11 protein-coding genes are annotated in these 15743 nt (G+C 51.9%); 3 read left to right on the top strand and 8 right to left on the bottom strand.

The genetic code is table 11. The annotated features are described in order from the left end of the window. Nucleotides 1-361: 361 nt before the first annotated feature. The 3 genes from ychF to ACTQ1O_RS05615 all read right to left on the bottom strand — a co-directional run bounded on the left by ychF (nucleotide 362) and on the right by ACTQ1O_RS05615 (nucleotide 5411). A complete protein-coding gene (ychF, locus tag ACTQ1O_RS05625) occupies nucleotides 362-1474 on the bottom strand; it encodes a redox-regulated ATPase YchF (protein ID WP_441475671.1) in 1113 nt (370 codons plus the stop codon). A gap of 437 nt (nucleotides 1475-1911) precedes the next feature. Then, nucleotides 1912-3048: an aldo/keto reductase gene (locus ACTQ1O_RS05620; protein WP_441486456.1), complete on the bottom strand. Its 1137-nt coding sequence runs from the start codon at nucleotides 3046-3048 to the stop codon at nucleotides 1912-1914. Between the two features lie 404 nt (nucleotides 3049-3452). Next, the gene (locus tag ACTQ1O_RS05615) at nucleotides 3453-5411 is read right to left on the bottom strand and encodes an oxidoreductase (RefSeq protein WP_441486455.1); all 1959 of its coding nucleotides are present in this window, start codon (nucleotides 5409-5411) and stop codon (nucleotides 3453-3455) included. Between the two features lie 313 nt (nucleotides 5412-5724). Between ACTQ1O_RS05615 and ACTQ1O_RS05610 the strand changes: the two genes are divergently transcribed. Then, entirely contained in the window at nucleotides 5725-6585 is an 861-nt protein-coding gene (locus ACTQ1O_RS05610) for a LysR family transcriptional regulator (RefSeq protein WP_441486454.1), read from the top strand. A gap of 161 nt (nucleotides 6586-6746) precedes the next feature. Here ACTQ1O_RS05610 and ACTQ1O_RS05605 read toward each other — a convergent pair whose 3' ends face one another. Beyond that, a complete protein-coding gene (locus tag ACTQ1O_RS05605; protein ID WP_441486453.1) occupies nucleotides 6747-7826 on the bottom strand; it encodes a CdaR family transcriptional regulator in 1080 nt (359 codons plus the stop codon). A 430-nt stretch (nucleotides 7827-8256) separates the two neighbouring features. On the opposite strand from ACTQ1O_RS05605, the gene ACTQ1O_RS05600 reads away from it, so the two are divergent. Continuing rightward, entirely contained in the window at nucleotides 8257-9405 is a 1149-nt protein-coding gene (locus ACTQ1O_RS05600; RefSeq protein WP_441486452.1) for a glycerate kinase, read from the top strand. Nucleotides 9406-9571: 166 nt separating this feature from the next. Then, nucleotides 9572-10831, top strand: a complete 1260-nt coding sequence (locus ACTQ1O_RS05595; RefSeq protein ID WP_441486451.1) for a GntP family permease — start codon at nucleotides 9572-9574, stop codon at nucleotides 10829-10831. Between the two features lie 274 nt (nucleotides 10832-11105). Here ACTQ1O_RS05595 and ACTQ1O_RS05590 read toward each other — a convergent pair whose 3' ends face one another. The 4 genes from ACTQ1O_RS05590 to ACTQ1O_RS05575 all read right to left on the bottom strand — a co-directional run bounded on the left by ACTQ1O_RS05590 (nucleotide 11106) and on the right by ACTQ1O_RS05575 (nucleotide 15547). Then, nucleotides 11106-11453: a DUF2200 domain-containing protein gene (locus ACTQ1O_RS05590; protein WP_441486450.1), complete on the bottom strand. Its 348-nt coding sequence runs from the start codon at nucleotides 11451-11453 to the stop codon at nucleotides 11106-11108. Next, nucleotides 11446-11622, bottom strand: a complete 177-nt coding sequence (locus ACTQ1O_RS05585) for a hypothetical protein (RefSeq protein ID WP_441486449.1) — start codon at nucleotides 11620-11622, stop codon at nucleotides 11446-11448. Before ACTQ1O_RS05585 ends, ACTQ1O_RS05590 begins: the two co-directional genes overlap by 8 nt. 24 nt (nucleotides 11623-11646) lie before the next feature. Continuing rightward, nucleotides 11647-14118 carry a glycoside hydrolase family 3 C-terminal domain-containing protein gene (locus tag ACTQ1O_RS05580; protein ID WP_441486448.1) on the bottom strand — a complete coding sequence of 824 codons (2472 nt, stop codon included), beginning with the start codon at nucleotides 14116-14118 and terminating at the stop codon, nucleotides 11647-11649. 139 nt (nucleotides 14119-14257) lie between these two features. Further along, on the bottom strand, nucleotides 14258-15547 hold the full coding sequence (locus ACTQ1O_RS05575; protein ID WP_441486447.1) for a glycoside hydrolase family 5 protein: 1290 nt from the start codon (nucleotides 15545-15547) through the stop codon (nucleotides 14258-14260). Nucleotides 15548-15743: the final 196 nt, after the last annotated feature.

Genomic DNA, 15743 nt, shown 5'->3' with positions numbered 1-15743 from the left:
CATTTGGTATGCGCAAGGCTATTCGCCTGGTTCGCCATGAGATCACCTCTTTCTTTTAAATAGTGGCTTGGACACCTCTATTATAGAAAGAGTTGATCTCAATTGTATAACTATTTGACTCTCACCCGCATAGCGGGTGGTTTTTTATTTCGCTCGGCTCATATTTCCGTTGGGAAATACTCGCTCGAGCTCAACAGGCTAAAGCCCATAGCGAGATAAAACACGCTGCGCGAGTTTTATCTCGCTATCGCGACGCTCGCCGCACACGAATACTTCGCATTCGGCTGCGGCTCACTGTTCGCGTAAAAAAATCTCCCGAAGTCTGGCCTGATCTTAAAAAGGCCCTCTTCGGGAGATTGCTTTATACATTGAAACGGAAAATAATCACATCGCCGTCCTTTACGACGTAATCCTTGCCCTCCATGCGGACCAGGCCCTTTTCACGTGCCGCCGCATACGAACCGCAGTCCAGAAGCTCCTTGTAATTAATGACCTCCGCCTTGATGAAGCCGCGCTCAAAGTCGGTGTGAATTTTTCCGGCCGCCTGCGGTGCCTTTGTGCCGATTCGTATTGTCCACGCACGGGTCTCGTCCTCACCTCCGGTCAGGAAGCTCATCAGACCGAGCGTGCGGTAAGAGGCCTGAATCAGCTTGTCCATTCCGGATGATTTCACGCCGAGGTCCTCAAGGAACATCTCCTTATCCTCATCGCTCATCTCGGACATCTCCGCCTCGATCTCCGCACTCACCACGAAGACCTCGCTGTTCTTCGCCTTCGCGTACTCCCGCACCGCCTGAACATGGGGATTGGAAGCGCCGTCGTCCGCAAGATCGTCCTCCGCGACATTCGCCGCATAGATCACCGGCTTCGCGGTAAGGAGATTCAGCTCATTAAAGGCGGTCAAAACGCTCTCCTCGTCCCGGTAAGGCTCCAGATCAAACGAAATCGCGTCCTTGCCATCCTCCAGGTGCGCCTTCAGGGCCAGAAGCATCTCAAGCTCCGTCTTGACGGATTTGTCGCCGATGCGGGCCGCCTTGGTCGTCTTCGCGATTCTTCTCTCCAGTACCTCGAGATCCGCGAAGATCAGCTCCAGATCAATGGTCTCGATGTCACGGGTCGGATCAACGCTTCCATCTACATGGATGACATTCGGATCCTCAAAGCATCTGACGACATGAACAATCGCGTCGCACTCACGGATATTCGCGAGGAACTGATTACCCAGGCCTTCTCCCTTCGATGCGCCCTTTACCAGACCGGCGATATCCACGAACTCGACAACTGCCGGTGTCACCTTCTTGGAATGAAAGAAGTCGCCAAGCAGCTTCAGTCTCTCATCCGGAACAGGCACAACGCCGACATTTGGATCAATGGTGCAGAACGGATAGTTTGCCATTTCTGCCCCTGCCTGGGTCAGCGCATTAAACAGAGTGCTTTTACCAACATTCGGAAGTCCGACGATACCTAGTTTCATTTTCTTCTATATCTCCTTAAAAATCCTTATATTTACGGGCTTTTGGCTCCTTGCTAAATTTATCGGGTGCCACAACAAGCGCCACGAGACAGATCGTCCTTGGCCTTAGATTGCGAATTCCGGCAGATGAAAAAGAGTAATCCCCGTCTGATAGATCGTCGGGATTCTGCAGCCTTCCTCCACTATATCAATAAAGACCTTCTGACAACGAGATAAAACACGCTGCGCGAGTTTTATCTCGCTATCGCGACGCTCGCCGCACACGAATACTTCGCATTCGGCTGCGGCTCACTGTTCGCGTAAATGAACAGGCTTCTCCTCCGTCGGAGAAGCCCTCATAGAAATTTTAGCGATAATATTGTACACTAATCGCGGATCATTTGCAATGTTGCTTCATTTTCAGGATTTGGAAATACTGCCATATATCTCTCCACTCCTCAGTGTTCAAAATGCCTGCTTACATCTTCCAGAAAATCGATGATGTGAAGATGCTGAGGGCAGACGCTCTCGCACTGTCCGCATTTGATGCAGTCAGACGCCTTTCCGTGTCTCGCCGCAACCTCCTGATAATTGGTAAAGTTCACGGTCCATCCCTTTTCCGCAAGGTTTTCGCGCATATCCTCATTGTATAAAGAAAAATATTCCGGGATAGCTATATGCTTCGGGCATCCGTCCGTACAATAATGGCAGCCAGTACACGGAACTGTAATCTGACTGTTAATAATGTCTCCAGCCTTGAAGCAGAGTGCCTTCTCTTCTTCCGTCAGAGGCTCAAAATCCTGCATAAAGGAGGTATTGTCCTCTACCTGTTCAATATTTGACATACCGGAGAGCACGACCATGACATTCGGGAGACTTGCGGCAAAACGAATCGCATAGCTGGGAACGGACAGAGATGGATCGTGATCTTTGAACAGTTGCTCCGCTTCGGCCGGAATCTTTGCAAGCGTTCCTCCTTTCACAGGCTCCATCACAATCACCGGCTTGCCAAATTTTTCACACACCTCATAGCACCGCCTCGAGTTAATCCATTCGGACTCCCAGTCCAGATAATTGATCTGAAGCTGAACAAATTCCATTTCCGGATGTTTCGTCAGCAGCTCTTCCAGCAACTCCGGCGTATCATGGAAGGAGAAACCAATGTGTCTGACAAGGCCGACTTCCTTCTTCTGAACCAGCCAGTTCCACACATCAAATGTGTCGATATGCTTTAGCATGCCGTGACCAACGCCGTGAATCAGATAATAGTCAAAATACTCAACGCCACATTTTTCCAGCTGCTTAAAGAAAATCTCATCTCTTTCTTCCATCGTGTTGTAAAAAGCCGCGTGCAATTTCGTTGCAAGAGTATAATTTTCCCTCGGATAACGATCCGAAAGGCATGTCTTTACAGCACATTCACTGGCAAAATCGTTGTACATCCATGCGGTATCAAAATAGGTGAAACCCCTTTGCATAAAGATATCCACCATCTTTTTCACCTGTTCGATATCGATATCCGCAGGATTCTGCGGATCCATATGCGGAAGCCGCATCAGGCCAAAGCCGAGTTTCTTTTCTGGTTTAAAATTCATATTCTGTCACCTCTCATTCAAGTCATTGCAATCTTTCATCAAAAGCCATTCAACCGCGTCCTAAAATCATATCCCGATTCATCCGAACCCATGTAACTACGTTGTTTTGATCTCGGCATCTTCCCAAAAGACTTCCACGGCATCCCTGTTTTCTACTTGTATCATATCATATTTGCACTTGCGGGATCATCAAAAATCTGTCTCCCGATATTTCTTTCTGTATAAAATGCTCACGTTCCACTAAGACGGCAAGAATTGGGTGAATACAAAATAACGCCCAGGGATTTCAGTAACCCTGAGCGCCTTGACCGCAACAAAAATCTGCGATTTCTGATTCTCAAATTTCATACAAATTGCCGGATATCAGGCGTTTGTGGGGAACAGAAGTCTGCGGTTTCCGATCCTCAGATGTCGAGTGCCGCATGATAGCCCCAGTACACCGCATTTGTAATGGTGGAAACTCTGGACGCATCGCCGATTACACGGACGAAGGGAGCGGTGTCCATCAGGGCCTCCACAACATCAGTCCGGGATCTCTGACCGAGCGCGCAGATCACGGTGTCACCGGGAACCAGAACCTTCTCTCCGTCCTTTGTCTCGCAGAGGATTCCCTCTTTTGTGACCTCGAGTCCCTTGTAACCGGTATGGACCGTACAATATTTATCAATCTGTGCCATCAGCAGAGGACGGTGGCGGACGTTTGCGTCCGGCGCAAGCATATCCCGCATCTCAACGATCTCAACATGCTTTCCCTCCTGCCCGAGATGAACGGCACACTCACAGCCCGCGAGTCCGCCGCCGAATACAACGACATGGTCCGTGCAGCGTTCTTTTTCCAGATAATAGTTGTTGACCACAATGACGTTTGCTCCGTTTTCCCCGCGCAGCCCCGGAATCGGAGGTACGAGAGGTGTAGAGCCAACCGCAATGATCAGTGCATCCGGCGCCTCGCTGTCGACATATTCCGGTGTCACCTCGACACCGGTACGGATCTCAACGCCCGCCTTCTCGCAGAGCAGCCGGTATGTTCCGGAGAGCTGATACATCTCATACTTGAAGGGAAGCGCCTGCTCCGATTTCAGAATGCCGCCGACCTCCTTTTCCTTCTCACAGAGGACCACCTGATGTCCGCGTCTCGCAGCGGTATAAGCCGCATACAGACCGCCCGGGCCGCCTCCTGCCACAAGAACCTTTTTCTTTACCGGTGCGGGCTGGATCTCATCCCCTTCCAGTTCTCTTCCGATCAGCGGGTTGACCGTACAGCGTCTGGTAGATGTGGCCGCGCGCTCCGCCATACACGTAAAGCAGCGCAGACACCGCACGATCTCATCCTCTCTGCCCTCGTTGACTTTTCTCGGAAGGAAGGGATCGGCCAGAAGGGCGCGTCCCATATACACGATATCCGCTTTTCCCGAAGCAATGATCTCCTCCATTTGCGCCGGGTCGTTCAGGCCTCCGATCGTAGCAACCGGTTTTTGTACATGCTTCCGGATCTCTGCCGCCAAATACACGTTACGTCCGTGGTCCTCGAACATTGACGGATGCGTGATGCCGAACGTCTTCTGATAGGTGCCGGCCGACACATGAATGATATCCGCATAGGGCTCGATCGCCTGTGCAATACGGACACCTTCATCGAGGCCATATCCGCCCTCCGTGAACTCAGCGCCACTCATTCGAAATTCAACAGGGAAGAACGGGCCTACCGCCTCTCTCACCGACTGAAGAACCTCCACAGCAAACCGGGTGCGGTTTTCCAGTGACCCGCCATATTCATCTGTCCGATGATTGAACAGGGGAGAGAGGAACTGATTGATCAGCCAGCCGTGCCCGCCGTGAATCATGATCATCTCAAAACCCGCACGCTTTGCCAGTCCTGCTACATGCCCGTACGCCGACACAATGTCTTCAATCATTTCCTTTGTCAGAGCCTTCACCTGCACGCCGTCTCCGCGAACGGTATCGGAGGGTCCCCACTGATGCAGATCGTGCTGCTTCTTTTTGTCTGTCATGTAGGTGCCGGCAAACATACCGGAGTGCGACAGTTCCAGACTCGGAATCCCGCCATGCCTGCGGATTGCATCCGCCGTATAGGTTGCGCAGGCCAGGGAGTTCAGAATGGACTCATCCAGATGATAGGCATGTGAACCGTCCGTCTGCGGGTGAACCATGCACTCACTTACCGTGACCGCCGCTGCGCCTCCCTTGGAACGCAGCTCATAAAAAGCCGTGGATTTTGGTCCGATGCAGCCGTCATTCGTGATATCCGTTCCACCCATAGGTGCGGAAAACATACGGTTGCGAAAGGTAGTTCTGCCGATCGTGATTGGTTTGCAGAGATTCGGGTATTTTCTGGTTCTCATAACATCCTCCTGTACACTCATTTCAGATTGATGGCGCGATATCGTTAACAAATTAACTAAATCTATCTTACATCGGCTCCCAGGCTTTCGCCATCAACCAGACTCATGCGTGTAGAAACTATTTTTTTCATCCCTTCATAATGATTGTATGGTTTTTGTCTGAAAGAGTATAAACTCATCCTTATCTGGGGTATAATGCAGGAAGACAGATCCCGTCATACAAGAATGAGACGCACCCAGGAAATGGGCATCATGTAAGAAGGAAACATGCCCAGAAAATGGATATCATGTAAGAAGGAGACGCACTCAGGAAATGGATACAAAAATGCTTCGTTATTTCTGTGCCTGCTATGAAACCGGAAGTTTAAACAAGGCTTCCGAACGTTTTTATATTTCCCCGCAGGGTATGGGAAAAAATCTGAACCGCCTGGAGGATGAGCTCGGCGTGGTTCTCTTTCGCCGGTCATCCGCAGGGCTCATTCCCACCAAGAGCGGAGACTACCTGTACAGGCACAGCCGCGAGCTGCTGTACCGGCTGCAGGATCTTGAAATGGAGATGAAGCGGATGGATTTCTCCCGCCGCTCTCTCCGGGTTGGTTTCGCCTGCGGCGTCATTCGCGCGCTTCAATCCGTCCCCGCGCTGCGGGCTCTGAATCAGAAGCTGATCGGATCAGAGAGAGTGGAATGGACAGAGGATTTCAATCAGAACATCAAAGATCTGCTCCTGGGCGGCAAAATCGACACCGCCTATGTCGTCGATCATTTTCGCTCCCCCATGGTGCACGAGCAGAAAATCTTCGAGACGAGACTCTGTGCCGTGGTTCCTCAGGGGCATCCGCTGTATGATAGAGATGTACTGTCATTCGTGGATCTGCAGGAGGAGAAGCTGATCACACTCAACGAGAAATTCAGTATTTTTCACTCCATCGTCACCAAATGTCAGGAGCTCGGCTTTGTGCCGCAGATCTCCATCCGTACAATGGAGAGCTCACTAATTTATCTGTTCGTATCCAGACAGCACGGTATCGGCATCGATGTAAACCTTCATGCCTCCGAAATCCGGCAGGAGAATATCCGGTGCATCGAGATCAAAGACTCCATCCCCTGGGCCATCTACGCCGCAACGTTAAAGACCCCGGCGTCCTCCGAGTCTGCAGGAAGTTCCGGTTTCTGATCTTTCGTATTCGCATTCATCATCACCGGTATCTGCCTCTTTCAGACATGCATCGCCAGTCAGAACAGAATCCGTATATAGGACCGGCCGTTCGCCCGCCTCAGACATGCATCGCCAGCGCCAGAACAGAATCTGTATTCATAGCCGCCCGTTCGCCTGCCTCAGACATGCATCGCCAGCCAGAACAGAACCGCATCCCGGAAATTCCTGGGGTTCATTCCGGTCTTCCCGGCGATCCGGTTCAGCCTCTGCTGAACGGTGTTGACATGCAGGAAAAGCTTCTCCGCGGCCGCCTTCAGAGACATGTCCGAGTCATAGTACGTCTTCAGGAATTCAACTTCCGAGGGCTTCAACCCTCCCAGCACCTTCGTTGTGTATTCCTCTCTCACCGCATCGCTCATCCCTGAAAGAAGGATCTCCAGCTTCAGATCATCAAACGCGACGAGATCCTTCCCGGTCCCGCGTATAGAGCTAATGGCGATGACTGCATCCCGCCAGGAATCGCCGCACTTTTCAAAGCTCTTGTCACTGCCGACCGCCATCTGAAGGATCTGATGATGATCCGATGCGAAACGGCGGAATACTGACTGATAATTCTTGTATGACTCCGACCGTATGAGTCCGGCGAACCGGTTCGGGTAGATATAGGTGTAGACTTCTTCCCCGATCCGGTTGAAAAAAGCTCTTACCTTCTGCTCCAGAAGAGAGATGTTCACCAGATTATAACGAGTATTTATCTCGATACACAGCATGCGGTATCTGCCCTTCGGGTCTACATGAAACTCCTTCAGGCAGCTGTCAAAATAAGCGCGGTTTTCGAAATCCTCATTTTGGATACAGCGGATCAGATAGGCGCGCCGCTCATCTGTACTCCGGTACATCTCTCCGATTTCCTGCTCATGCAGGAGAAGCGCCGAGATCCTTTCCGCAAGATGCGCGTACTTCCGGGCTTCGGACGGCTCTGCCGTGATACCGATCACCGCGATTACAGAGTTATGATAATAGATCGGAATATTTATTCCCTTTCTTGTACCCGAATAATCCTCGTTGCTGTCCACCTCTATGGTCTCTCCACTCTCTGCAGCTTTTCTTCCAATTTCGTGGAACATACCTATACGCTCCGGATCCGTCGACGCGGTGATTTTCCCCTCCGGACTGATAAAATTAATGTTGTATCCGCACACATCATGTATGGTATCCACCATCTGCTGCGCCAGACGGTGCCGTATCAGACTCTTCATGTTCTCAGCTTTCTCCTCTTTTTTCTTTTTTCATGTCTGTAAATCGCGTCTGCCAGAGCGGGTCTGTTAGATCCGGTCTGCCAGATAGTGTTTGTTAGATTCGGTCTGTCAGATAGCGTTTGTTAGATCCGGTCTGCCAGATTGCGTTTGTTAGATCCGGTCTGCCAGATTGCGTTTGTTAGATCCGGCCTGCCAGATCGGATTTATAAGATCAGATCTGTTAAACATGATATACAATTGCATTTTATCGTTAAATTTATGTTATCTATAACATAGCATACCCGGATACTTTTTTCTATAATCAGCTTATAAAACAAGTGCGGAACAGCAGCCCGGAGGTTCCGAAGGCGATCGGAGAAGTCCGGGGACAGATACACAACACAGACGAATTACCTTCGGAAATTTATGAACAGGCGAAAGGAGTATTGATATGAAAATTGTGACCGCCATAGATTCATTCAAGGGAAGCATGACTTCGATCGAAGCGGGAAATGCTTTTGCGGAGGGCTTTCATCGGGTGTATCCCGACGCGGAAATTGCCGTGCGGCCGCTTGCGGACGGAGGAGAGGGAACAGTTGAGGCCCTGACAAAGGGAATGAACGGACACCTTGAGCATGTCACGGTCACCGGACCATTCGGAGAGCCGGTTGACTGTCCCTATGGGATCATCCGTGATTCCATGACTGCGGTGATCGAAATGAGCGGAGCCGCGGGCATCACTCTGGTCCCGGCCGAAGAACTTAACCCGCTTTCGGCAACCACGTACGGCGTCGGCGAGGTGATTGCGGATGCCATTCGAAAAGGCTGCCGTCGCTTTATCATCGGAATCGGAGGAAGCGCGACGAATGACGGCGGCGCCGGCATGCTTCAGGCCCTCGGCTTCGGACTTATGGACAGCGATGGCAGAGAGATTTCACGCGGCGCCCGGGGACTCATGAATCTTGCTGTGATAACGGAGGAGCATGTCCTCCCCGAGCTGGCAGAATGCACCTTCCGCATCGCCTGCGATGTCACAAATCCGCTGTGCGGCATCAACGGATGCAGTGCTGTCTTCGGCCCGCAGAAGGGAGCACGTCCGGAGGATATCCGGAATATGGATCGCTGGCTCGCCCGATATGCCGAAATTTCCAAAGTCCTTCATCCGGACGCTGATCCGGATTTTCCCGGAACCGGAGCTGCCGGCGGTATGGGCTTTGCCTTCCGCACTTTTCTGCCCGCCGAGCTTCAGTCCGGCATCCGGATTGTTCTTGAGGAGACCCGTCTCGAATCATACCTCGCGGACGCGGATCTGATCATTACCGGCGAAGGCAGGCTCGATGCCCAGACTGCCATGGGCAAGGTGCCGGTCGGAGTCGCAAATCTTGCCAAAGCACATGGGAAACCCGTCATCGCCTTTGCCGGAAGCGTCACAGACGACGCATGCGCCTGCAACGAATGCGGCATCGATGCCTTCTTCCCGATCGTACGCGGTGTCACGACCCTGGAAGAAGCCTGTGAACCTGAGAACGCCAAAAAAAATATGGCTGCTGCGGCCGAACAGGCGGCACGCCTCATAAAACTGCAGCTAGCGAAGAGGTAATCCTCCGGATATCACTGCTAAACCCGAAACATCAGAACCAACTCATAAGACCTGAAGGATTTGCAGGCACTCTCCCGGATGCAGAACGGGAGAAGCTTAAGTATCCCGCTGCTGCATATAAAACTTTCTGACCATCCCAACGGATACCATATAAGGAGGCAAGGCAATGACATACACATTTTCAACTGCAGGGGCGCTGATCGGAATGGCGCTCGCAATTTTTCTCATCATCCGGAAATTCCATCCGGCCTACAGCCTGATCATCGGCGCTCTGGTCGGCGGACTGATCGGCTCCGGCGGAAACCTGGGTGTTACCGTAGACTCCATGATGACCGGGGCGGGGAGCATGATTACCTCCGTTCTCCGGATCATGACCTCCGGCATTCTCGCCGGCGCGCTCATCCGGACCGGATCCGCTGAAAAAATCGCACAGGTCATCGTCCGGAAGCTCGGAAGCCGCAGAGCGCTCTTTGCGGTAGCCCTGGCCACGATGATCATCTGCGCGGTCGGCGTATTTATCGATATTTCTGTAATCACCGTTGCCCCGATTGCGCTCGCGATCGGTGAGGAAGCCGGATACAACAAGCAGTCACTGCTCCTGGCGATGATCGGAGGCGGAAAGGCCGGCAACATCATTTCCCCAAACCCGAATACCATCGCGGTTTCAGAAGCTTTTAAGATCAATCTGACCTCTCTGATCACGAGAAACATCATTCCGGCGATCTGTGCCCTGATTGTCACGGTCATTCTGTCCGGAATTCTTGCCGGAAAGAACGGCCTTCCGGTAACAGATTCGGATCTTGAATCGACCGATTCCCGCAGCCTGCCCTCCTTTGCGCAGGCAATTGCCGGCCCTCTCACCGTAATTGTGCTGCTCGCGCTCCGTCAGGCAGGGATTACGATAGACCCGATGATCGCTCTTCCGGTCGGTGGACTCGTCTGCGCGTTTGCGACAGGCACTGTAAAAAAATTCGGCGAATTTTCCTCCTTTGGACTGGATAAGGTAACCGGTGTCTCCATACTGCTTCTCGGTACAGGTACCATTGCCGGCATCATCAAGGCATCCGCTCTTCAGGCAGATGTCGTGAATGTACTGAACTTTTTCCACATGCCCGCCTTCCTGCTTGCGCCAATCGCCGGCATCCTCATGGCAGGCGCTACAGCCTCGACCACGGCAGGAGCTACCGTTGCCGCACAGACCTTCTCAAAGGTACTTATCTCTAGCGGAATACCGGCCGTCTCCGCCGGCGCAATGATTCATGCCGGAGCAACTGTCATCGACTCCCTGCCCCACGGCTCCTTCTTCCATGCAACCGGCGGTGCCGTGAACATGCAGATCCCGGACCGCATGAAGCTGATCGCGTATGAGGCACTCGTCGGACTTACAAGTACCATAGCAGCTGTGATCGTATACCTCGTCGCCTGACCGGATAAATTGCTGCTCTTCGTCGCCTGACTGGATCTTTCATCAATGATGTCTCTTCGTCAGCTGACTAAATCATTTATCAACTGCATTTCTTCGTCACCTGATTGAACGAGATAAAACACGCTGCGCGAGTTTTATCTCGCTATCGCGACGCTCGCCGCACACGAATACTTCGCATTCGGCTGTGGCTCACTGTTCGCGTAAATCAAAAAAATACCTGTCCGCTCAAGGAGCATTTCTCCGGCGGACAGGTATTTTTCTTTGATGTTTTCCATCATCGCATTATTTTTTCCATTGCCTTGCCTTTTGCCAGCTCATCAACCAGCTTGTCCAGATACCGGATCTTCTGCATTAACGGATCTTTGATTTCCTGGACCTTGATTCCGCACACACTGCCTGTAATCAGATGGCAATTCGGATTCATCCGGGGAGCTTCTTCAAAAAATGTCCGATAGTCCACCTCCTTTTTCAGCTGCTCCTGCAGCTCTCCTTCTCCATATCCTGTCAGCCAGCAGATGATTTCATCCACCTCTTGCCTTGTCCTGCCTTTACGCTCAGCCTTCGCCACGAGCAGCGGGTATACCTTGGAAAATTTCATGGCAAATACTTTTTCATTATCCATTTGATCCACTTCCTTCATGCCCGATTTCCCATCTGGTGACGCCAGAGAGATTGTCCTGAATCACAAAATACCATCCGGAAGTCTGGAAATCAATATATATTTCTCTTTGAAAATGCCAGAAAAGCAGGTCCGTCACGAACCTGCCTTTGTCTGTTCCTATCGATTTCATTTCAATTTCATATTCGTTTCAATTTCAATTTAATTTCCGGAGATATTGCTTATTTTCTTTCCTGTTCCGGAAAAATCCGCCGATCACGCCTCCCATTCCCCGGAAGAAATGACCGTTCACCATCTCTACAATACTTTTTACCATTTCCATCGAGACCAGACCGCCGGTCATCTTGGCAATGGCGCGGAACGGCATATTATACTGGAACATCGTATTCAGATCCGGAACGCCTCCCTCCGCCTGCGATTTTTTCAGTTTCCTGTCCAGAACCCTATATATCTTTCTGGCGATGGGACTCTTCGCGTAATACATCTGGCACAGGGCATCGTTGATACCGAGGCTTTTCTGGTTCCAGGAGCCGGAAGGAACCGGATACCCCAGTATCTCTTCATACGCCTCATCAGAGACTCTTCGGATGTCCGCCTTGTAATAGCAGCCGCATTTCTCCCGATCGTACGGAAGCTGCTCCAGATCTCCCTGCTTCTCCACCGATGCAAAAAGACGCAGATCCCGACAGCTGGATCCGACAGAAATCTGGTACGTTCCGCCTTCGATTTCCCAGCGGTCCGTCATGCGATTCCTCACACGGAAAGTCTTGTCATCAAACGGGATACTCACCTTCTTTTCTTCTCCGACCTTTAGAAAGATTTTAGCAAATCCCTTCAGCTCACGGACCGGTCGGAAAAGAGCGGAATCTTTCATTCCCACATACATCTGCACAACCTCGGCGCCGTCACGGGTGCCGGTATTTTTCAGCGTGAACCGGATTCCCGATTCTTCTACCTGCAGAGCGGAATATTCGAAGGTGGTATAGGAAAGCCCATACCCAAACGGGAAGAGCACAGGAACATCTGCGGTCTCAAAATACCGGTATCCCACAAATACGCTCTCACGATATTCAGAGTTTCGCTCAAGAGCCGGATAATACGAATACGACGGTGTATCCTCATATTTATTCAGAATGGTTTCTCCGAGGTGTCCGGATGGGTTTACCGCGCCGGTGAGCACGTCAAGCATGGCGCTCGCGCCCGCCTGTCCCGGCAGATACGCGTGAAGAAGCCCCTTGAAAAGGCTGTGCCAGGGCATCTCAATGACCGATCCCGCACTGATAATTCCAACTGTGTTCCGGTTTGCTTCCTGAATCTCGCGCATCAGAGTGATCTGGTTCTGCGGAATGCGAAGATGTGTGCGGTCAAGGCCCTCAGACTCGGACTGCTCATTCAGGCCAAAGAAGAGCAGTACAACATCTGCCTGTTTCGCCAGGGAAACCGCTTCCCCGATCAGGGTTGCATCCTCACTCCCGTCCCTCCGGTATCCTCTTGCCGTGCCCACAACCTGAAGATCATAGCCGCCTGCGAGATCCCGGATGTTTTCTACCTTCGTTGCATTCACCATCGAGGAACCGGCGCCCTGATAGCGCGGTTCAAATGCAAAATCTCCGATGATGGCGACCCTTGTCCCGCTCTTCAATGGAAGAATCCGATCCTCGTTCTTCAGAAGAACCATACTTTCCGCCGCTGCTCTCCGAGCAAGCTGGTGGTTTTCACGGTGTATCGCGTCTTTATCCAGACAGGAAGCTTGCACAGAACCGTCATGATCGTCATGATTCTGACGGACCTTTTTTGCCTCAGCGGTCAGCTCCAGCACCACATCCAGCAGCTCATCGACTCTCTGATCCACCTCATCCTGCGAAATCCTGCCTGATTTAACCCCAGCCAGGAGTTCTCTGGCCGAATCCAGTCCCGGATTCGGCATCTCCAGGTTTGAGCCGTTCTTCACACCGAGAACATGATCATTGCTTGCGCCCCAGTCGGTCACAACAAAACCGTCAAACCCCCATTCCTTCCGCAGAATATCTGTCAGCAAATGACGGTTTTCGTTCGCGTATACTCCGTTCACCTCATTGTAGCTTGACATCATCGCCCTCGGGTGGCTCTCCTTCACCGCGATTTCAAACGCAGTCAGGTAAATCTCCCGAAGTGTCCTTTCATCGATAACCGCATTCATGGCCATCCGCCGGGTCTCCTGCGAATTCACCGCAAAATGCTTGCAACAGGCAGCCACACCCCGGGACTGAATTCCCCGCACTTCTGCCGCTGCCAGCTTCCCCGTCAGATACGGATCCTCAGAAAAATATTCGAAATTACGTCCGCAAAGCGGATTCCGCTTGATATTCATGCCCGGTCCCAGAAGCACGTTGACTCCCTCCGCCATGGCTTCCCTTCCCAGTCCCTCGCCGACCTCTTCTGTCAGGGCTGCGTCCCAGCTGTTGCAGAGAGTCGCTGACGATGGAAAACACGTCGCAGGAACCGAGGGATTCAAACCAAGGTGGTCGCCCTCGCCGGCCTGCTTGCGGATTCCGCTCGGTCCGTCCGACATAAAGATCGACGGAATTCCGAGCCGTTCAAAATTCCAGGACTCCCATTCACTTTTCCCCGAAAGAAATGCGGCCTTCTCCTCCGCCGTCATCCGATTGACAATATCCGCGTGTTTCATAAATAAAGTCCTTTCATTCATTGTTGACAAAAAATCGATTTCTTCACGTCTGGGATCGCCGACAATTATTCTATCTCCAGTACAGTCCCGCATTGACGGCCATGTTTTCCGTGTATCGGATATCCGTGATCGCCGGCCGTTATTCGCTCTCCAATGCAGCCGGGAGCCATCCGCGTTCCATGCACCGCGCTAAATCCCAGGCTTCCTTAAAATATTCGTCTGTCTTTTTTCTCCGGTCCCGCAGGAGCTGATAATTCCAGTAAAACCACCCCTCTGTCTCTTCCCAGGTGCGAAGCTCGGCACGGGCAAGACGCAGGAACCGCTTTCGTTTCTCCCGCTCAGGAAGCGGAACATTGATCTGGTACCTCCTTGCGTCCGGAGAGGTCGCCATTCCGGAAAGTGCCCCTCTGGTGAAATCCCTTCGAATCCCGAAGGCATATTCATTCGTGACACACCATTCTCCCACAATAACCGGCGTATACCTCTGCGCCAGCCGGATTCTCTGTTTGTTGATCGCCAGGTAGGTACGATATACCCAGGGCTTATGCACCGGAAAAAAGTTCTCCATGGCAAAAACATACATATGCGTATCGAGACAGACGTTTTTCATCTTGTGGCAGACAAAATAGTCTCCCCACACATTCAGCCGGAACCCGTCATGAAAGACAATCGTTTTGGATTCCGGCAGATATCTGCGGATTCTGTGGTACGCCCTCCGGTAAAAATCCTTCAGAAAAACGGTAGGTACATGACCGGAGCCCTCCGCCTCCTCAAGATCCCTGGCCTTCCCTGTGGAAGGCGCCGTCAGGTATACCAGGCGGCTGATGGGCTCGTTCAGGACCTCCAGGCCGTAGAGTGCGCTTTCCTCCGCGTATCTCTTCGCCAGCCTCTCCAGAACGTGCAGCACAAACTCCACCTCTTCCGGATTCTTGTGCCATTTGCATACGCCTGTAATTCCTCCGTTGTCGTAACCGTTCTGTCCCCCGCAGGCCGTGTGAAGATCAATCAGAATTTTGATCTTCCACTTTTGGGCCCACACAAATGCCCGGTCCAGGTATTCCAGACAGCCTTTATAAGGTTTACGATCTCCAAAGATAAAAAACGGCACCGGTATGCGCACATGTGTGATTCCATGATTGTGCAGCCATTCAAAATCCTTCTCCTGCACATAGGTCTCCCTGTGATACTTCATGCGCTGATCCAGCTTCTCTCTGGTCATCTGCCCCGTCTGATACCCCGGATCATCAGCAGGAAGCTTCGCCCAGAACGAATTCTCCGGAATAATCCCCCAGGACGCCTCCCGGTTCAGCCATGTCTCATCCTCCGCATCCGTTCCGTCAAACATCTCCGGAGACATCCACTTCTCCAGCACCAGCCAGTTTCCCAGATTCACCCCGTGAAACGGATTGTTCTGTGTCGACTTCTCCATTTTTCTCCTCCGGTTATTCCTACAGGCTTTTCTTCCCCTGGTCATTCCTGCAGGCTTTTCTTCCCCTGGTCATTCCAGATCCAGCTTCAGCAGTTTAACGTGGCATATGCATATATCGCCGATACATAGTCACTGCCGTATTTTTCCCGTCTGCGGGTGTGCAGTCCGTCTCCGGCATGCGAACGGACAGCCTCGC

It is taken from the genome of Bilifractor sp. LCP21S3_A7, from assembly GCF_052118825.1.
Taxonomy (GTDB): Bacteria; Bacillota; Clostridia; order Lachnospirales; family Lachnospiraceae; genus Bilifractor.
The sequence above is the reverse complement of the archived record's forward strand: the minus strand, read 5'-3'. Positions and strand labels throughout refer to the sequence as shown.